Raw genomic sequence first — 20,067 nt, 5'->3', positions numbered from 1 at the left:
CTCCCCCATGCCCGGAGGCACTCATGGCCCCCACCAGATACGACAGACCCCTCGCGCACCGTCGCCGAAGGCTGCTCGCCGCCTGCGCGGCCACCGTCCTGGCCGTGCCCGGCCTGGTGGCGCTCTCCACCGCCGCCCAGGCGGCCGACGTCAATGTGGCCAAGAACGGCGGCTTCGAGTCGGGCCTGGGCAACTGGACCTGCACGGCGTCCACGATCGTCAACTCTCCTGTGCACAGTGGCAGTTCGGCGATGATGGCGACGCCGGCCGGCAGTGACTACGCGCAGTGCTCGCAGACCGTGACCGTGAAGCCCGACGCGCAGTACACCCTCTCCGGCTACGTCCGCGGCAGCTACGTCTACCTCGGCGCGACCGGCACCGGCACCACCGACGTCAGCACCTGGACCCCGTCCGCCGCCGACTGGCAGCAGCTGAGCACCACCTTCCGCACCGGCGCGTCCACCACGCAGGTCACGATCTACACGCACGGCTGGTACGGCACCGGCTCCTACTGGGCCGACGACCTCTCGCTGACCGGCCCCGGCGTCGAGGCGGGACAGCCGCCGGCCCCGCCGGCCGGGCTGACGGCCGGTACGGTCACGTCCTCGTCGGTCGGCCTGTCCTGGACGGCGGTGTCCGGCGCGACCGGCTACAACGTCTACCGCGACGGGGCGAAGGTCCAGAGCGTCACCGGGACCTCGGCCACCGTGAGCGGGCTCACGGCCTCCACCGCGTACTCCTTCCAGGTCACCGCGACCAACGACGCGGGCGAGTCCGCGAAGTCGGCGACCGTCACCGCGACCACCTCCGCGGGCTCGGGCGGAGGCGGCGGAGGTTCCTCCGACCTGCCCGCGCACGCGCTCGTCGGCTACCTCCACGCGAGCTTCGCCAACGGCGCCGGCTACACGCGCATGGCCGACGTGCCCGCGAGCTGGGACGTGATCGACCTGGCCTTCGGTGAGCCGACCTCGGTCACCTCGGGCGACATCCGCTTCAACCGCTGCCCGGTCACCGAATGCCCCACCGTCGAGAGCGACGCGGACTTCAAGGCCGCGATCAAGGCCAAGCAGGCGGCCGGCAAGAAGGTGCTGATCTCGATCGGCGGCCAGAACGGACAGGTCCAGCTCACCACCGCGGCCGCCCGCGACACCTTCGTCTCCTCGGTCTCGAAGATCATCGACACCTATGGCCTGGACGGCCTGGACATCGACTTCGAGGGCCACTCGCTCTCCCTCGACGCGAGCGACACGAACTTCAAGAGCCCGACCACCCCGGTGATCGTCAACCTCATCTCGGCCCTGAAGACCCTGAAGGCCAAGTACGGTTCGAAGTTCGTCCTGAGCATGGCCCCGGAGACCTTCTTCGTCCAGCTCGGCTACCAGTACTACGGCACCGGGAAGTGGGGCGGCCAGGACCCGCGCGCCGGAGCGTACCTCCCGGTGATCCACGCCCTGCGCGACGACCTGACCCTGCTGCACGTCCAGGACTACAACTCCGGGTCGATCATGGGCCTCGACAACCAGTACCACTCCATGGGCGGCGCCGACTTCCACATCGCGATGACCGACATGCTGCTGACCGGCTTCCCGGTGGCGGGCGACGCGAACAACGTCTTCCCGCCCCTGCGCCCCGACCAGATAGCGATCGGCATGCCCGCCACCACCAACGCGGGCAACGGCTACGTCGCCCCGGCCGAGGTCACCAAGACCCTGGACTGCCTGACGAAGAAGACCAACTGCGGCTCGTACGCGACGCACGGCACCTGGCCGGGCCTGCGCGGTCTGATGACATGGTCGGTCAACTGGGACCGGTTCGGAGGCTGGGAGTTCTCGCGGAACTTCGACGCGTACTTCGGCTGACGAACAGCCACAGGGACGACAGCAGCACCGCGCAGAGGCACCAACTGGCCACCACGTCCAGTGGCCAGTGGTAGCCGCGCCGGACCAGGCCGAAGGCCACGCCCGCGTTCAGGGCCACGCACACGCACAGCAGCGCCCCACGGGCGCCCGCGGTGCGGAGCAGGGGAAGGAGCAGCAGGGTCGCCGCGCCGTACGCGACGGTGGCGGTGGCGGTGTGCCCCGAGGGATAGAAGCCGGTGCCGGGCCCCATCACCGGGGGGCCCGTCCGGGAGACGAGTTCCTTCAGGGGCACGATCACCGCGGGGACGAGAAGCATCAGGACCGCGGCGGCGGCCGGGGGCAGCCACCATCGGTCCAGACCGGTGGCACGGTTCCGCAGGGCGACGAGAACCAGTGCCGACGCGAGGACCGGGACCGCCACCTGGACGCTGCCCAGGTCGGCGAGCAGTTCGGAGAACCGGTCCGGGTGCACGAGGCCGCCGCTCAGCCGCTCGTCCAGGCTCACGAGCGGACCGCCCGCCGTGACCTGCCAGGTGATGAGCAGGAAGCACAGGCCGGGCAGGCCGAACAGAAGAGGCGTGCGGGACATGGGGGACAGCCTGCCATTGTCCGGAGCCGCCACGGCACGGGCCCGCCCGCCACCGACGGCGGAAGGACCGGGAACAAGCGGAAGGAAGAGGCCCGCGGACGAGCGGAGCCGAGGAGCCGGCGGACCGATGGGCCGGCCGGAGAAGGAGTCGGCCGCCCCGGAACAGGGGGGGTGGTTCCGAGGCGGCCGCCCGGACCGGAATGTCGCGCGCCCCGGGGGGTTTGGGGCGGGCGACTGTCCGATCGGTGAGGAGAACCGGAGCCGCAAGCTCCGGGTGTGTGCGCGAGGGCACGACCAGGGCGAAGCCGGGGAGGCCTCGGCCCGGTGCAGCCCACAGTCCCCTGCGGGCGGGTGTATCCCTGATCTGGTTAGAACCTACGGCAGGGGGTGCGCCTCCGACAGGCGGATTCGCGTCCCGCCATCCACCTCGCACACCTTCTTCACACGCCCCCACGGGAACGCCGCAGCACCGCGCCCCCGAATCGGCCCATGGGCGGGTTCGGGGGCGCGGTGCTGCGGCGCCGTCCGTGTCAGATGCGGGCGAAGGCCTGCTCGATGATGTCGAGACCCTCGTTCAGGAGGTCCTCGCCGATGACCAGCGGGGGCAGGAAGCGGAGGACGTTGCCGTAGGTGCCACAGGTCAGGACCAGCAGGCCCTCCTGGTGGCAGGCCTTGGCGAGCGCGCCGGCCGCTTCCGCGTTCGGCTCCTTGGTGGCCGGGTCCTTGACCAGCTCGATGGCGATCATGGCGCCGCGGCCGCGGACCTCGCCGATGATGTCGAACTTCTCCGCCATGGCGCCGAGGCGGGTCTTCATGACCGACTCGATGTGCTTCGCCTTGGCGTTGAGGTCGAGCTCCTTCATCGTCTCGATCGCGCCGAGCGCGCCGGCGCAGGCCACCGGGTTGCCGCCGTAGGTGCCGCCCAGACCGCCCGCGTGGGCGGCGTCCATGATCTCGGCGCGGCCCGTCACGGCGGCGAGCGGCAGACCGCCCGCGATGCCCTTGGCGGTCGTGATCAGGTCCGGGACGATGCCCTCGTCCTCGCAGGCGAACCACTGGCCGGTGCGGCAGAAGCCGGACTGGATCTCGTCCGCGACGAAGACGATGCCGTTGTCCTTGGCGAACTGGCTGATCGCCGGCAGGAAGCCCTTCGCGGGCTCGATGAAGCCGCCCTCGCCGAGCACCGGCTCGATGATGATCGCGGCGACGTTGTCGGCGCCGATCTGCTTGTTGATCATGTCGATGGCCTGGGCGGACGCCTCGGCGCCGGCGTTCTCCGGGCCCGTCAGCCAGCGGTAGCCGTAGGCGACCGGCACGCGGTAGACCTCGGGCGCGAACGGACCGAAGCCGTTCTTGTACGGCATGTTCTTGGCGGTCAGCGCCATCGTCAGGTTCGTCCGGCCGTGGTAGCCGTGGTCGAAGACGACGACGGCCTGGCGCTTGGTGTACGCGCGGGCGATCTTGACGGCGTTCTCGACGGCCTCGGCGCCCGAGTTGAACAGGGCGGACTTCTTGGCGTGGTCGCCCGGGGTCAGCTCGGCGAGCGCCTCGGCGACGGCGACGTACCCCTCGTACGGCGTGACCATGAAGCAGGTGTGGGTGAAGTCCTGGAGCTGGGCGGAGGCCCGGCGCACGACGGCCTCGGCGCTCGCGCCGACCGACGTCACGGCGATGCCGGAGCCGAAGTCGATGAGGCGGTTGCCGTCGACGTCCTCGATGATGCCGCCGCCGGCGCGCGCGGTGAAGACCGGGAGCGTCGACCCCACACCGGCCGCGACCGCGGCGAGGCGTCGGGCCTGCAGCTCCTGCGACTTCGGGCCGGGGATGGCGGTGACGACGCGGCGCTCCTGCGGAACTGCGGTCATGAGGGGCTCCCTGATGATCTTGCGAACCGGACGGTCCCCGGCGGATGCGGGGCGGTCCGGGCGGGGGGTTTTCGGACGCTTGCCTTGTTTCTTCGCAGGCTAGAGCCGAGGAGGGGGGCTCGGCATGCGCCATGTGGGCGTTGTCGGAGGAATCCGTTGTCCGCGATGGACATAGAGGAGCGGACGCGCGGTCCTTCCGTCCCACCGCGGGCCCGGCCGCGTAAACGGTGAACTCGCCCCGCGGGACCACTAGATTGGCCTGAGAGCTACAGGCGGACTGGCTGGTCAGGGGGCGCACACGATGGACTTCGACGGTACGCGCGACGCACGTGGCACGCATGCCGATCCCGTGCCTCGTCCGGCCGCACCCCCCGGGGCCGTCCCCGGGAGCGCTCCGCCCAGGCCCTCGAGCCCGCCGCCCCCGCCCGGGGGCCCGCCGGCGGCCCGCCCCGCCGTGCGCGACTGGCTCAACGCGCCCCGCCCCGACGCCGCCCTCGGGATCTGGCGGTACGGGTACGTCGCCCCCCGGGAGTCCAAGGAGCGCCGGCGTCTGCCCTCCGTGACGGTCGTCGGCCTGGTGATCCCCCTGGTGCTCGGGCTCGTCGTCTGGTCCCTGTGGCGCCGGGGGAACGTCCCCTACCAACTGGTCGTGCTGAAACTGTTCACGCCGGAGGGCTGGTGGTGGGGCGGGACGACGGCCCCGAGGACCTGGCAGGGCGAGGACGCCCGGATCGTCTACGACGGTCTCTTCTTCGCCGTGCTGGTCTACGTGATGGGGCGTCTCGGAAGCTGGCGCGAGATCGCCCATCACTTCGTCGTACAGCGCGCGCAGCCGGGCCGGGCCGTCATCGCGGCTTTGGCGGCCCTGCTGACCCTGACGTTCGTCTGGCCGGGCGCCTTTCCGGGCGTCGGGTGGGACCCTCTGCCGATCGTCGATCCGGTGCTGTCCCTGGTGGCGCTGATCGCCGGCGGACGTGACGTGTTTGCGTCACTCGTGGTCAGCTACGGCGTCGAAGCGCTGATCACCGTGCTGGTTCTGCTGCCTTTCGCCAAACTGGGCGGCTGGTGGCCGCTCGCCAAGGAACGCCTGGGTTCCCCCCCGGCCGCGACGGGCACCGCGGCGGCGTCCCCGGCCGCCCCCGAAGAGCCGTCCGGCCCCCCTGCCGAATGGCCCGAACTGAGGGCGACCGGACAGCACAAGGCGGCGGAACTGCTGTCCTCCGAAATACTGACCGAACGCATGAACGACGTCGACTGCGCGAGGATCCTGCGCGTCTGGACCACGGCCAAGCAGGACGGACGGCTCGGTGTCTTCAGCGACACCGTGCTGCGCCGCGGCGCGGCGGCCTGGACCCATCCCTCCGGAGCCCGCGACCTGCCCGTCCGCGCCGCCTCCCACGACCTCCTCGCGGGCCAGGTGCGGCTCGGCCGGTGGGTCGCCAGGGAACGCACCCCGCTCGCCTACTCCGGCGCGGGCACCGCCCTCGGCCCGGCGACGCTCGGCACCTCCCTCCTCGCCGTCGGACCGGCCGGTTCCGGGAAGACACGCCACCTCGTCGGACCCGTCGCCGAATCCCTCGGGCTGCAGGCCCTCACCGCGCGCTGTGCCGTCGTCGTCGTGGCCGCCGCCGGGACGCCGGTCGGCCCCGACGCGTCGTACGACGTCGTCGTGAAGCTCGGGGACCCCGAGTCGGTCCACGACCTGGACCTGTACGCCGACTGCGACGACGCCGACGAGGCCGCCGCGTTCCTCGCGGAAGGCCTGGTCGGCAGCGTCGACGGCGTCGACGTCCGGCGCGCCGCCACCGCCCTGGCCCAGCTGCTCGGTCCCTACCGCGCCGTGCACGGCACGTTCCCCACGATCCCGGTGCTGCGCGAACTGCTCGAAGGAGTGCCCGCGCTGCTGGAGCCCCTGCGGCAGGACCTGTCGGCCGGGGGGCACCCCGCGATGCTCCGCGAACTGGAGGCACGGCTGCGGCAGAGCGGCGGCCCGAACGACCCCGGCCCGGTTCTGGCCGACCGGCTGGCGCTGCTGGACCGGCCCGTCTTCGCGGACTTCTTCGGCTCCGGCGCGAGCGCCCGGCCGTTCTCGCTGCGGGCGGTGGCCCATCATCCGCTGCGCGTCCGCGTCGACCTGCCGGAACGCGGCTACGAAGAGGCGTCGCAGCTCGTCACCCGGCTCCTGCTCGCCCAGTTCGCCGCCGTCGTCCGCGGCGGCGACCGGCGCGGCCACTTCGCCTGCCTGGTCCTCGACGACGCGACCGGCGCCCTGACCGCGGAGACCGTACGCCGTATCCAGGGCCTGCGGGCGCACAACGCCGGAGTGGTTCTCGCCCTGCGGACCATCGGCGACATCCCCGAGGCCCTGCACGGGCCGCTTTACGGCGCGGTCGGCTGCCGCATGGCCTTCTCCGGCGTCACGACCTGGGACGGCGGCCGCTTCGCCGAGTCCTGGGGCACCGAATGGGTGGAGGCACGCGATGTGGCCAAGCACACCGTCTTCGCCGACCAGCCCATGACCCGGGCCATCCACGCGCTGCGCAAGCTGGTGACCGGCAAGGCGGTGACCACGGACGCCGTGACCGTGCGTCAGGTCGAGCGGGAGCGCTGGTCCGCCTCCGAACTGGCCCACGCGGTCCCGCCCGGCCACGCCGTACTGTCGCTGACCAGCGTGAAGGGGGAGCACGCCCCGCCGCTGCTGGTGGACCTGCGGGGCTGAGGGCCGGCCGGGCGCGGGGGACACGGGGCTGAGGGTCGGCCGGGCGTACGGGTGTGCGGACCCGCTGACCAGGGCGTATGGGGATGAACGCACACGGCGACCGTACGGTGAGGCAGAATCGACACAGGCCGTTCATACGCCGCGGCCAAAAGATCACAGAGATCACCGAGCTCACACCGACCTGAAGGCCCCATGCCCCCCACGCTCGCCTCGCTCGTCCACCACTCCGCGCTCAAGCTCACGGTGCGTGCGGGCGAGGACCGCCTGGACGTGCCCGTCCGCTGGGCCCATGTCAGCGAGCTCGCCGACCCCGTGCCGTACATGGAGGGCGGGGAACTGCTCCTGATCACCGCGCTCAAGCTGGACGCGGACGATCCCGAGGTCATGCGGCGGTACGTGAAGCGGCTGGCCGGCGCCGGAGTCGTCGGGATCGGTTTCGCCGTCGGGGTCAACTACGACGAGATCCCGAAGGCCCTCGTCGACGCGGCCGAGGAGGAGGGACTGCCGCTCCTCGAAGTGCCCCGGCGCACCCCCTTCCTCGCCATCAGCAAGGCCGTGTCCGCCGCCATCGCCGCGGACCAGTACCGGGCCGTCACCGCGGGGTTCGCCGCACAGCGCGAGCTCACCAAGCAGGCACTGAACGACGGCCCCGAGGGACTGCTCGCCGCACTCGCCGGACAGGTCGACGGATGGGCGGCGCTCTACGACGCGTCCGGCGCCGTCGTCGCCGCCGCACCCGACTGGGCGGGACGCCGCGCCGCCCGGCTCACCCCGGACGTGGAGCGGCTGCGTGAACGGCCCGCCCCCGCGAGCTCCGTGGTGGGCGGGGAGGACCGCGTCGAACTGCACTCCCTCGGAACGGGACGCAGGCCGCGCGCCGCGCTCGCCGTCGGAACCGCCGGCGCCCTCGGGACCGCCGAGCGCTACGCCGTGCACTCGGCCATCGCCCTGCTGACCCTGACCACCGAACGCTCGCGGTCCCTGCACGCCGCCGAGCAGCGGATCGGCGCGGCCGTGCTCGGGATGCTGCTGGCCGGGGAACCCGACCACGCGCGGGCCGTCGCCGGAGACCTGTACGGCGAACTGCTCGACGCCCCCTTCCGGCTGATCATCGCCGAGTCGGTGTCCGGGTCGGCCGGCCGGGCGCACGCCGACGGGCACGCCCGGGTGAGTGCCGCCGCGCCCGCGAAGAGCGCCGTCGCCGCGCCCGACGTCAACGGCGATCCGCTGGGCGGGCTCGCGGAGGTCGTCGAATCCGCCGCCGCGCGTTCGGGGGAGTCCGTGCTCGTCGTGCCCGACGGGGAACGGCTGGTCGTGCTCGCCGTGGACGGCGGTGCCGCGGTCGCGGCCTGCGGGGACTACGCCGTCGGCCTGGAGTCCGCGCGGGCCGTCCCGCGCGAGCAGTCCGCCGGGGCCGCGGGCGACGAGGACGAACTCGTCGTCGGGCTCTCGGCCCCCGCCGGACCGATCGCCGCCCGCGCCGCCTACAAGCAGGCCGAACAGGCCCTGTCCGTCGCCCGGCGGCGGGGCAGGGTCCTCGTCGAGCACGAGGAGCTGGCGGCCGGGTCCGTACTTCCGCTGCTCGCGGACGACGCCGTGCGGGCGTTCGCCGACGGGCTCCTGCGGGCCCTCCACGATCACGACGCCACCGGCCGCGGGGACCTCGTCGCCTCGCTGCGGGCCTGGCTGTCCCGGCACGGGCAGTGGGACGCGGCGGCCGCCGACCTGGGTGTCCACCGGCACACGCTGCGCTACCGGATGCGCAGGGTCGAGGAGATCCTCGGCCGCTCCCTGGACGACCCCGACGTCCGGATGGAGCTCTGGCTGGCCCTGAAGACGACGGCCGCGACGGGGGAGTGAACGGGACGGCCGGGACGGGGCGTGAACGGGTCTTCCCGCCGTCGGCGGCGACCCGCTCGGGCAATGGGGCGTGCGACCTCGGGCGATCAGTCCAAACCGGCGTACCCCGCCCTCCGACTGCTACGCGTCGGACAAACGGCCGGAGATGGTCCCGGCCCTACCGTGGACGGGAAGCGCAGCACCACCAGAAACATCCCAGTCGTCACCCCCACTACGGAAGGGCCCGGGACTCGCACATGCCCCAGAACAAGATTGTGGGGGCCACCCACGCCTTCTGGCTCGCCGGCCGCCAGGCCACCGGCGAGACCACCTTCGACGTCACCTCGCCGTGGGACGACCGGCTCGTCGGTCAGGTCAGCGTGCCCACCGAGGCCCAGGTCGAGGAGGCCGTGGCCGCCGCGTACGCCGTGCGCGACGAGTTCGCCGCGACCCCGGCCCACGTACGCGCCGCCGCCCTCGACCACGTCTCGCGCCGGCTGGCCGAGCGCACCGAGGAGATCGCCCAGCTCATCTCCGCCGAGAACGGCAAGCCGATCAAGTGGGCCCGCGGTGAGGTCGGCCGCGCGGTGTCCGTGTTCCGGTTCGCCGCGGAGGAGGCCCGCCGCTTCAACGGCGGCGAGGCGCAGCGCCTCGACACCGACGCGGGCGGTCAGGGCCGACTGGCGCTCACGCGCCGCTTCCCCAAGGGTGTCGTCCTCGGCATCGCGCCCTTCAACTTCCCGCTGAACCTGTGCGCCCACAAGGTCGCCCCGGCCATCGCCGCGGGTGCCCCGATCATCCTCAAGCCGGCGCCCGCGACCCCGCTGTCCGGCCTGATCCTCGGTGACCTGCTGGCCGAGACCGACCTGCCCGCCGGCTCCTGGAGCATCCTGCCGGTCGCCAACGACAAGATGCCCGCCCTGGTCCAGGACGAGCGCCTTCCCGTCATCTCCTTCACCGGTTCCGAGACCGTCGGTTACGCGATCATGGACTCGGTGCCGCGCAAGCACTGCACCCTGGAGCTCGGCGGCAACGGCGCGGCCGTCGTCCTCGCCGACTTCGCGAGCGACGCGGACCTGGACTGGGCCGCGACCCGGATCGCGACCTTTTCCAACTACCAGGGCGGCCAGTCCTGCATCTCGGTGCAGCGCGTGATCGCGGACGCCGCGGTGTACGAGCGCCTGCTGCCGCGCATCGTCGCCGCCGTCGAGGCCCAGGTCACCGGCGACCCGTCCGACGACACGACGGATGTCGGCCCGCTGGTCAGCGAGGCCGCCGCCGAGCGCGTCGAGTCCTGGGTGGACGAGGCCGTCGCGGCCGGCGCCACGCTGCTCACCGGTGGCAAGCGAGAGGGCGCCTCCTACGCCCCGACCGTCCTCGCGGACGTTCCGGCCGACGTCACGATCTCCTGCGAGGAGGTCTTCGGACCGGTCCTGACCGTGCAGAAGGTGGACGGCGAGGCGGCTGCCTTCGAGGCGGCGAACAACTCCAAGTACGGCCTCCAGACCGGCGTGTTCACGCACGACCTGCAGACCGCGTTCCGCGCGCACCGCGCCCTGGAGGTGGGCGGCGTCGTGATCGGCGACGTTCCGTCCTACCGCGCCGACCAGATGCCGTACGGCGGTGCCAAGCAGTCCGGTGTCGGCCGTGAGGGCGTCACGTTCGCGATGGACGACTACACCTACGAGCGCGTGCTCGTGCTGACGGGTCTCGCACTCTGACGGAGACCCACCCGAGGCCGACGGCCCGAGTCCACTGTGCGGGGACTCGGGCCGTCGGCGTTTCTCATGCTCTGACGTGCAGAGATGCCTGAATGTTGCCTGGTGCGTGAGGATCTTCGTCCGGCTTCGAAGGTGGCGCGGTCACCGTTGAACCCTTCGGCCACGTGCAACGTATCAGTCGCCGGGGAGCGTTCCTGTGCTGCCCGAAAACGCAGGGCGGACTGTGAGGTCGGCGCGGAGCACCGGCCTCAGGACACCATCGTGCACGGATCGCCGAGGCGGTGGCTGCGTGTCGCGAACAGGACACTGGAAGAGGGCCGAACGATCTCATTAATTGTGAGCCAGCCAATCAGCAGCGATCTTGGCACCGGCACCGGCACCGGCGCAGACTCGGCGTCCGTTCGAGACCATGTGTCGGGTCTCGATGGGCTCCGCGGCTTGGCCGCACTGTACGTACTCCTGTTTCATTGCTGGCTACTGGCGTTTCGAGGCTTTCCTGCCAATTCGGGCCCTTCATGGCTGGGCTGGCTGATGTACGGGCGTTTCGCTGTCGTCTTCTTTTTGATTCTCTCCGGATTCTCCCTGGCCATCTCGACGGCGCGTAAGGATTGGCGCCTGGGCAGTGTTGCTACTTTCCTAAGCCGACGTGCCTGGCGAATTTTTCCTCCCTATTGGGCGGCACTTGCATTCAGTTTGATGATTGCCTGGCTGGTGGTGCCCGCATCACATTTCGGACCTCCGGACGGCAAAACAATTCTGGTCTACGGTCTCGTAGCCCAGGACGTATTCACGGCGCCTACTCCGAACGGTGCGTTCTGGTCGATCGCCGTGGAGGCCGAGCTGTATCTCGTCTTCCCGATTTTCGTGCTGCTTCGGAGACGGGTGGGGGCGATACCTCTGATTTCCGTCGTCACGCTTATCGTCGTCGCGCGTGGCCTGCTGTCAAAGAACGCATTGCCGGTCGAGGGCATGAACGGACTGACGTTGAATCTCGCCCCGGTCTTTGTTGCGGGCCTGGTCGGCGCGGGTGTCATCGCGGCATCGGAGAAGGTTCGGCGCCTGCCGTGGCATTGGATGGCGCTCGTGGCGGCTGTTCCGGTTCTGTCGCTCGTGGTGATCAGGGGATCGGTCTGGACGGTGGGGCACTATTTTTGGATGGATCTCGCGGTCGTCCCCGCCATGACGCTGCTTGTCGTGTCGGTTTCCACGGGGAAGCCCGCTTTCCTTGTATGGCTTCTGAACACGCGCCCCATTCGCCGTCTCGGCAACTTCTCTTACAGTCTGTATCTCATCCATTTGCCGATCATCATGACCATAGTTCGAAAGGTCGCCCCACACTATGTATCTCCGGGGCTGTCCACGTTCTGGTTCACACTCTTGCTCGGGGTGCCTGTTTCGCTTCTGGCGGCGTGGATTTTCGCCGAGGTATTTGAAATGCCCTTCAAGCGCAACCGGTCGTGGAAACTCATGGTCGAGGCGGTTTCATCGCGCCGGCGGGGCATGCTTCACCCTGGCCAACCCGAGAAGGACTGACGAGGGATCTGGCATGTGCTATAGCGCCTTGGGCCGATAAGGTCCAAGGCGCTACAGCGACGGGGGCCCTGTTCAGGTTGACCTGACGATCCGTTCTGCATGCGACGGGTAGAGCGGGCGGGAACTATGACGGCAGACCCGGCTAATAACCTGTTCCCGGCTGCGTCATCGAGGTCGTCGCCAAAAACCTTGGGCGGCGAGCGTGCGGGCGGATCAAATGCGACGTAGACCCTCACCGCCAGCGCGGCCTACTGCTGATATGAGCCGGATATGGCCGGACTCGCCACACAGTTACGGATCACGCGACCTCGCCCGTGACTGAATCCACGACTTTCCATTCTGGCGTGTTCCCCGTGGGCAGGGCGAATTCGGCTGTAGTGCTGTGAGCCGGCGGCATCAGCACCGTCATGCGCGGGACCAGGCTGCACGACGCCGGGTTGTCCGGCCGGGCCCGCCGAGTCCGTCCGCTTCAGGGCCTCCTCCGGCAGCCCGCGCAGCACGTCCGCGTCCGCATCGGTGGCCGTGGCCGTGGCGCATTCCTCCAGGGTCGCCGCGGTGGGCAGTTGCTTGCCGTTGAGGAAGCGTTCCCATGACGAGCGGCTGTAGTGCGTCCTGTCGGCGAGGCGTCCGAAGCTGGGCCCGGACTTCTCCTTCAGCCGCCGCAACCCGGCCGCGAGCGCCGCTCTGCCCGACGGCTCACCGCCGCCGACCCCCTGACCCCTGGTCACTCTGGACCCCCGGTGACGGGAGACCGTGCCTGTCGGGCTGTCGGACGTGACCGAAAACGACGTGTCTAGTGACAATCGTTTTCAGCTAACGTCCTCGGAGAGGGGGCCCGGCACCGATGCCTTCCGGTGCCGGGCCCCTGTGCCGGCTTCTCCGGACCCTCAACCGGAGAAGCCGACGTGCGCGAGCCGGAGCCGGCCGCGCAGTCTGAGGCGGACGTCGCGCACACCGTCGGCGGTGAACGCGGCGGTGAGCACGCGGTAGTTGTAAGGTCCGCCCGTCCCGCTCGCCGGCACTTCGGCGACCGGCCCGGAGCCCCGCTGCTCTCCGATGACCGGCCCGGAGCCCCGCGGCGACACCCGGATCGACGGTCCGTCGTCCAGCGTGACCTCCACGACGCCCTCGCCCGCGACCTCCACGGCGACACGGCTGACGCCCGCTCCGAAGTCGCACCCCAGGTAGAGGAGTTCGCCCGGGCCGCCGTCCACCGTGGTCACCGCGTCGCCCGCCGACTTCGTACGGTCGACGATCGCGATGCCGGCGTGTTCGTCGAAGTCGGCCGCGTTCAGGCCGCGTTCGCGCACCGGGCGGAACATGCCCGGTGCGCCGTCGAGTTCGACGGTCTCGGCCAGCCGGATGTCCTCGCTGGACGCCCCGACCAGCAGGTCGTACGCGCCCGGCTCAAGGCGACGGCGCCCGCAGGCCACGTCCCAGAACTCCAGTACGGAGAGGGAGAGTTCGAAGGTGACACCGGTCGTAGCCCCCGGGTCGAGCCGGACCCGGCGGTGCGCCGCCAGCGCGCGGCGCGGGCGGGGCACGGACGGCGCGACCGCCCGGGTGTAGAGCTGGACGACCTCGTCGGCGGTCACGGCCCCGGTGTTCGTCACGGTGCAGGAGACGGTCAACGCGTCGGCCTCCCGGAGGACCCGCAGGTCCGCGTAGGCGAACGAGGCGTAGGACAGCCCGTGCCCGAAGGGGTAGAGCGGAGTCCCCTCGAAGTAGAGGTAGGTCTGCCGTCCGCCGATCACGTCGTAGTCGAGCAGACCGGGAAGGTCGCCGTCCCCGGCGTACCAGGTCTGCGGAAGCCGTCCGGCGGGCGAGACGTCCCCGGCGAGCACACGGGCCAGCGCGGTGCCCGCCGCCTGGCCGCCGTGCGCGGTCCACAGCAGGGCGGGAAGGCCGGTGCGGCCGACCGTGTACGGGTAGGCGGAGACCAGCGCCAGCACGGTGTCCGGGTTCGCCGCGCGGGCCGCGTCCAGCAGACGCTCCTGGTGGGCGGGCAGCCGCAGCGTTCTACGGTCCTCGGTCTCGCGGCCGTTGATGTGCGGGTCGTTGCCCGCGACGACGAGGACCACGTCGGCCGCGGCCGCGGCGCGCGCCACGGCGTCCTCACCGCGTTCGGTGAACTCCACCTCGAAGGTCTCGGCCTCCCCGGCGTCCCGCCCGGCAACCTTCACGCCGTCGGCGGCGACACAGACGTATCCGCCCGTCCCGAGGTGCTTCAGGAGGTGGCCGCTTCGATGGGATGCGGAGGGTTCCAGCCGGAAGGTCTCCTGGACGATCCAGCCGCCCGGCTGCTCGGCGGAGGCGCGGAGGAATCCGTCGTCGGCGACCGACAGACAGCGGCCGTCGGGGGCGCGCAGCGTGAGGACGTCCTCGCCCCAGTCGATCAGCGCCAGTTCGGTGCCGACGGTGTCGGCCGTCAGCGGGGGCAGGTCGGTGCGGCCCGTGAGCAGCGCCGGATCGAGGGCGCCCTCGGCACCCCGCGTCTCCTTCGGCGCGTCCTCCACGGCGGGTACCGCGAGATACCGGCCGGACGCGGTCCTCAGGCGTACGCGGTCCACGCCTTCGGCGAAGTCCACCCGCTCGGCGCCGAAACGCTCGTACAGACCCTCCAGCGGTGTCGACCGGTGGATGAGCGTGCCGCTGTACCAGTCGAGTTTGCACTCGTCGGCGAGCAGTCCGACGACGGCGAGGCGGACGCCGGGGCGCAGGGGCAGCAGACCGTCGTTCTCGAGCAGGACGACCGCCTGCTCCGCGGCTTCGAGGGCGAGCGCGCGGTGGGCGGGCGTGTCGAACTCCCCGGTGTCCGCGTACGGGTCGAGGTCCGGGTCGAACTCGCCCAGCCGGAAGCGCACGGCGAGCTGGCGGCGGACCGCGGTGTCGATGTCGGCCTCGGTCAGCAGGCCGCGTTCCAGTGCGCCCCGGACGCGTGCGGTGATCCGCGAGCCGTCCGTGCCGTGGTCGGTGAAGCTGTCGACGCCGGCGAGGAGGGCGGCGGCGGTCGCCTCCTCGTGGGTGTCGAAGTAGTGCTCGGAGTCGGCCAGGTTGGAGGGCGCGCCCGCGTCCGAGCAGACCAGCAGCTCCTGGTCGGTCCAGGCCCGCAGATGCTCGCGCAGATACGGCGAGACATGGTTGGGGCGGCCGTTGACCAGGTTGTACGCGGGCATCACCCCGGCGACGGCGCCCGCCGCCACGGTGTCGCGGAAGGCGAGGAGGTCGTACTCGTGCAGCACGCGCGGCCGGACGGAGGCGGACGAAGTGTCCCTGTCCGTCTCGTTGTTGTGCGCGAGCCAGTGCTTGAGGACCGGCGCCGTACGCCAGTAGACCGGGTGGTCGCCGCGCAGCCCGCGGGTGTACGCGGTGGCGATGGCGGAGGTGAGCGCCGGGTCCTCCGAGTAGCCCTCCTCGTTGCGGCCCCACAACGGGTGGCGCAGCAGATTGACCGTGGGGGACCAGACGTTGAGCCCCACGCGGTCGTCGCGGGCGCGCATCGCGCGCGCCTCCGAGGAGACCGCCTCCCCGATCCGGCGCACGAGGTCCGTGTTCCAGGTCGCGCCGAGCCCGACGGCCTGCGGGAACACGGTCGCCGGCCCCATCCAGGCGACCCCGTGCAGCGCCTCCTGGCCGGTGCGGAAGGCGGGTATCCCGAGCCGCTCGACGGGGGGCGCGTACTGGTGCAGGAACGCGATGCGCTCCTCCAGCGTGAGCCGCGTCAGCAGGTCGTCGATGCGCTTCGCGAACGACAGGCTCGCGTCGCGGAAGGGCGGCATGGGTGGCGTCTCTGCGGGCACGTGGTGATCCCTTCGCGGTGGGGCATCGAAGGTCTTTCGAAGCGCTTCGATGCTCGATCGACCACGGGGTGGGTGTCAAGACGCGTGACCGGGCCACCTCTGTTTCCCGCCAGTGAGGTCAAGTGCCGCCCGGACACGCTCTGTTGTCTGGCGGCTCCGAGGAATCTTGGGATCGACCCTTGTGCACCCCCAGGCGTTCACTTAACCTCGCAGCAACATCGAAGCGCTTCGATTGTCGGGCTTCCCTCTTCCCGGGGCACAGTCCTCCGAGGACCGCTTCGGCTCAGGCAGCTCCACTCAAGACACCGCAGCCGACGGCTCCACCGCCGGGTGTCCTGCTGTGCGCCATGAAGGGTTGACGCAATGACGCCGAACTCCGCCACATCCGCCCCCAGCCGGAGAAGCTTCCTCGCCTCCACGGCAGTCGCAGCGGCCGCCGTGGCGGGCGGAACGCCCCTGCTCGCCGCCTGCGGCGGAGGACGGGACGGCAGCAAGGACGGCACCACCTCGGGGAAGGACGCCCAGAAGATCCTTCCGGCGTTCGTGGCGTCGAGCGTCGTCACGCCCGACCTCCCGTCGAAGAACGGATCGGCGGCCGGGTTCACCCGGGCGATCGACCTGGACGCGCTGAAGACGTCCGTCCCGAAGAAGCTGGGCGCAGGCGGCGACCTGAAGATCATGTCGCCGTTCTGGGGCACCCCGCCGACGGGCGACAACGCCTACTACACGGCCATGAACGAGGCCATCGGCATCAAGGCGACCTGGCAGAACCAGGACGGCAACACCTACGACGAGAAACTGGGCGCGGTCCTCGCCTCCAGCGACACCCCGGACGTGGTGGTCGTCCCGGGCTGGAACCTGAACGGCAAGATACCGAGCGCGATCAACGCCAAGTTCGCCGACCTCGGCCCGTATCTGTCGGGCGACAAGGTCAAGGACTACCCGAACCTCGCAGCCGTGCCGACCGACGCCTGGCAGCGCTCCATCTTCGGCGGCCGGCTGCGCGCGATCCCGATGCCGGCCTCGTACGTCACCAACATCGCGGCCTTCTACCGCAAGGACATCTTCGCCGCGAAGGGCTACACGCTCCCCACGTCGCCCGACGAGTTCCTGGCCTGGGCGAAGGAGGCCACCGACGCCAAGGCGAAGGTGTGGGCCTGCGACGACCTCAAGTGGACGGCCTTCAACATCTACGGCGTCCTCAACGGCAGCGACAAGGCCCTGTGGTGGGACCTGAGGGACGGCAAGCTCGTCAACCGGATCGAGACCGACGAGTACCTCGAAGCCCTGGAGTGGACGCGCAAGCTGTACGCGGCGGGCGTCGTCCACCCCGACGCCAAGGCCGTCAAGGGCGACGCGTCCAACCGGTTCACCGCGGGCCAGTCCCTCGTCTTCAACGGCGACCTGTCCTACTGGTACGGCTCGACGGCCGAACAGCGCACCCAGAAGACCGACTTCGAGATGGGCGCCTTCGACATCTTCGGCCCCGACGGCGGCGACCCCACGCTCTGGGCGACCCAGCCCGCCGGCATCTTCACCTTCGTCAGCAGGACGGCGTCCAAGCAGCAGATCAAGGACTTCCTCGCGCTCGCCGACTTCTGCGCGGCCCCGTACGGCACCAAGGAGTACATGCTGACGGTGTACGGCGTCGAGGGCACCGACTACACCGTCAAGAACGGCCTGCCCACCAAGACCACCAAGGGCACCAACGAGGTCAACGGCGCCTACGACTACACCGGCGACCCGGCCGCGTACCTCGCCCACCCCGACCTGCCGGACATCGCCAAGCTCCAGGTCGAGTGGCAGCAGCGCATGGGCGCCTTCACCAGGAAGTCCTCCTTCTACGGCCTGACCATCACCGAGCCCAGCCGGTGGACCAACCTCGCCAACGACTTCGAACAGCTCGAGGACGACATCGTCCGCGGCCGCAAGAAGATCGCCGACATGCAGCAGGCCGTCGCGGACTGGAAGCAGAAGGGCGGCGACGACCTGCGCGCCTGGTACAAGAAGCTGCTCGACGCCAACGGCTCCGCGGCCAAGTGACCCGGAACTGAGGCGAGGAGAAGGCCGTGTCCCACAGCACGGTGCCGCGGAGCAGGGCCGGGGCCAGGACGGGCAAGAAGGCGCCGGACGGGAACCCGCCGGACGGCGCGACCGGACGGCGGGCCGCCGGGAGCGCCGAACAGGGCGCGGGAAAGCCGGCCTTCCGGCTGCGCCTCAGACGCGACCGCACCCTGCTCCTGATGACCCTGCCCGCGGTCGCGCTGCTGCTCGTCTTCACCTACATTCCGGTCCTGGGCAATGTCGTCGCCTTCCAGGACTACGACCCGTACCTGAGCGACAACGGCTTCGTCGCGATCTTCGAGAGCCCCTGGACCGGACTGGAGAACTTCCAGCGGATCTTCGCGGACTCGCAGTTCTGGCACGCCGTGCAGAACACGTTCGTCCTGTTCCTCCTCCAGCTCGTGCTCTACTTCCCGATCCCGGTCGCCCTCGCCCTGCTCATCAACAGCGTGGTCAGGCCCCGGGTCCGGGCCGTCGCCCAGGCGGTCATGTACCTCCCGCACTTCTTCTCCTGGGTCCTCGTCGTCACCGTCTTCCAGCAGATCTTCGGCGGGGCGGGCATCATCGCCCAGACCCTGCGCCGCCACGGCCACCAGGGCATCGACCTGATGACCGACCCGGGGATCTTCAAGTTCCTGGTGACGGCCGAGGGCGTCTGGAAGGACGCGGGCTGGGGCATCATCGTCTTCCTCGCGGCCCTGTCGTCCGTGTCGCCCGACCTGTACGAGGCCGCCGCCATGGACGGGGCCGGGCGCTGGCGCCGGATGTGGCACATCACCCTGCCCGCCCTGCGCCCGGTGATCGCCCTGCTGCTGGTGCTGCGCGTGGGCGACGCGCTCACCGTCGGCTTCGAGCAGCTCCTGCTCCAGCGTGACGCGGTGGGCCCCGGAGCCTCCGAGGTCCTCGACACCTACGTGTGGTGGAACGGCATCCGCAACCAGGACTTCGGCTATGCGGCGGCGGCCGGACTGATCAAGGGGGTGGTCGGCCTCGGGCTCGTCCTGACCGCGAACAAGGTCGCCCACCTCATGGGCGAGCAGGGGGTGTACGAGAAATGACCGCCGTGACGCGGGCACCGCGCGACAGGCCCGGCCGCTGGGCGGCTCCGCCCCGGCCGCCCTGGGAGGAGGAGCCGTCCAGGGCCGGCCTCGCGGGCAAGGGGATCGCCCTCACCCTGGCCGCCTTCGCGATCCTCTTCCCGCTCTGGATCGTCGTCGTCACCAGTCTCCAGTCGAAGAAGACCATCGACGCGGCCGGCGGCCTGGTCGTGGTCCCCAGGGGCGTCACCCTCGTCGCCTACCGGGAACTGCTCACCGGCGGGCAGGTGCAGCGTGCCGCGCTCGTCAGCGTCGGCGTGACCCTGGCCGGCACCCTGTTCAGCATGGCGGTCTCGGTGCTGTGCGCGTACGGTCTCTCCCGGATCGGGTCGCTCGGCCACCGCTGGTTCCTGATGCTGCTGCTCGCCACGATGTTCTTCGGCGCCGGCCTCATCCCCACCTATCTGCTGGTGCAGGCGCTCGGCCTCACCGACACCTACCTCGCGCTGATCCTCCCCAGCGCGGTGAGCGTGTTCAACATCCTGGTGCTGCGGGCGTTCTTCATGGGTATCTCACCCGAACTCGTCGACAGCGCCCGCATCGACGGCGCCGGCGACTGGCGCATCCTGTGGCGGATCGTGATGCCGCTTTCCCGGGCGGTCCTCGCGGTCATCTCGCTGTTCTACGCGGTCGGTTACTGGAGCGCCTGGTTCAACGCCTCCATCTACCTGACCGACCAGGACATGATGCCGCTGCAGAACGTCATGATCCAGTTGGTGCAGAAGCAGGAACGGCCGGTCGGCCTCGCCACCCAGATCAACACCGGTCAACTGTCCCCGCTCGCCATCCAGATGGCCGTCATGGTGATGGCGCTGCTGCCCGTCGCGGTCCTCTCTCCCTTCGTCCAGCGGCACTTCAAGAAGGGCATGCTCACCGGCGCGGTGAAGGGCTGACCCGGCCGGCCCGCCCTGCCGGGGTACCGCCCTGCCCGCCCTGCGCCGCCTTCCCAGCTCGCCGCGGCCGACCCGCTCCTGACCGGCG

General features: G+C 70.7%; 12 protein-coding genes. 8 read left to right on the top strand and 4 right to left on the bottom strand.

The genetic code is table 11. From position 1 onward, the window contains the following. Positions 1–23 precede the first annotated feature (23 nt). Complete coding sequence (locus ACWEBX_RS13190) at positions 24–1,859, top strand: chitinase (protein ID WP_451884956.1); 1,836 nt, start codon at positions 24–26, stop codon at positions 1,857–1,859. Here ACWEBX_RS13190 and ACWEBX_RS13185 read toward each other — a convergent pair. Both ACWEBX_RS13185 and gabT read right to left on the bottom strand, forming a co-directional pair. Next, positions 1,798–2,448 carry a phosphatase PAP2 family protein gene (locus tag ACWEBX_RS13185; RefSeq protein WP_451884955.1) on the bottom strand — a complete coding sequence of 217 codons (651 nt, stop codon included), beginning with the start codon at positions 2,446–2,448 and terminating at the stop codon, positions 1,798–1,800. The genes ACWEBX_RS13190 and ACWEBX_RS13185 overlap by 62 nt on opposite strands. A 530-nt stretch (positions 2,449–2,978) precedes the next feature. Next, positions 2,979–4,313 (bottom strand): 4-aminobutyrate--2-oxoglutarate transaminase, encoded by a 1,335-nt coding sequence (gene gabT / locus ACWEBX_RS13180; protein ID WP_451884954.1) that lies wholly within the window; start codon positions 4,311–4,313, stop codon positions 2,979–2,981. A gap of 301 nt (positions 4,314–4,614) precedes the next feature. Here gabT and ACWEBX_RS13175 point away from each other — a divergent pair, with 301 nt between their 5' ends. The 4 genes from ACWEBX_RS13175 (at position 4,615) to ACWEBX_RS13160 (ending at position 12,125) form a co-directional block, all read left to right on the top strand. Beyond that, complete coding sequence (locus ACWEBX_RS13175; RefSeq protein ID WP_451884953.1) at positions 4,615–7,032, top strand: ATP/GTP-binding protein; 2,418 nt, start codon at positions 4,615–4,617, stop codon at positions 7,030–7,032. 192 nt (positions 7,033–7,224) lie between these two features. Further along, positions 7,225–8,892: a PucR family transcriptional regulator gene (locus tag ACWEBX_RS13170; RefSeq protein WP_451884952.1), complete on the top strand. Its 1,668-nt coding sequence runs from the start codon at positions 7,225–7,227 to the stop codon at positions 8,890–8,892. Between the two features lie 254 nt (positions 8,893–9,146). Beyond that, on the top strand, positions 9,147–10,592 hold the full coding sequence (locus tag ACWEBX_RS13165; RefSeq protein WP_451884982.1) for an aldehyde dehydrogenase family protein: 1,446 nt from the start codon (positions 9,147–9,149) through the stop codon (positions 10,590–10,592). A gap of 336 nt (positions 10,593–10,928) precedes the next feature. Continuing rightward, positions 10,929–12,125 (top strand): acyltransferase family protein, encoded by a 1,197-nt coding sequence (locus ACWEBX_RS13160; RefSeq protein ID WP_451884951.1) that lies wholly within the window; start codon positions 10,929–10,931, stop codon positions 12,123–12,125. Positions 12,126–12,373: 248 nt separating this feature from the next. Here ACWEBX_RS13160 and ACWEBX_RS13155 read toward each other — a convergent pair whose 3' ends face one another. Next, positions 12,374–12,853, bottom strand: a complete 480-nt coding sequence (locus ACWEBX_RS13155; RefSeq protein WP_451884950.1) for a helix-turn-helix domain-containing protein — start codon at positions 12,851–12,853, stop codon at positions 12,374–12,376. A gap of 159 nt (positions 12,854–13,012) precedes the next feature. Further along, positions 13,013–15,925, bottom strand: coding sequence for a glycoside hydrolase family 3 C-terminal domain-containing protein (locus ACWEBX_RS13150; RefSeq protein ID WP_451884949.1), 2,913 nt, complete (start codon positions 15,923–15,925; stop codon positions 13,013–13,015). A gap of 363 nt (positions 15,926–16,288) precedes the next feature. Between ACWEBX_RS13150 and ACWEBX_RS13145 the strand changes: the two genes are divergently transcribed. The 3 genes from ACWEBX_RS13145 to ACWEBX_RS13135 are packed head-to-tail and all read left to right on the top strand — an operon-like array spanning position 16,289 to position 19,979. After that, the gene (locus ACWEBX_RS13145; RefSeq protein WP_451884948.1) at positions 16,289–17,968 is read left to right on the top strand and encodes a Tat pathway signal sequence domain protein; all 1,680 of its coding nucleotides are present in this window, start codon (positions 16,289–16,291) and stop codon (positions 17,966–17,968) included. A gap of 26 nt (positions 17,969–17,994) precedes the next feature. Further along, positions 17,995–19,047: an ABC transporter permease gene (locus ACWEBX_RS13140; protein WP_451884947.1), complete on the top strand. Its 1,053-nt coding sequence runs from the start codon at positions 17,995–17,997 to the stop codon at positions 19,045–19,047. Beyond that, the gene (locus ACWEBX_RS13135; protein WP_451884946.1) at positions 19,044–19,979 is read left to right on the top strand and encodes a carbohydrate ABC transporter permease; all 936 of its coding nucleotides are present in this window, start codon (positions 19,044–19,046) and stop codon (positions 19,977–19,979) included. Before ACWEBX_RS13140 ends, ACWEBX_RS13135 begins: the two co-directional genes overlap by 4 nt. Positions 19,980–20,067: the final 88 nt, after the last annotated feature.

The organism is Streptomyces sp. NPDC005070 (assembly GCF_053600395.1).
The sequence above is the reverse complement of the archived record's forward strand: the minus strand, read 5'-3'. Positions and strand labels throughout refer to the sequence as shown.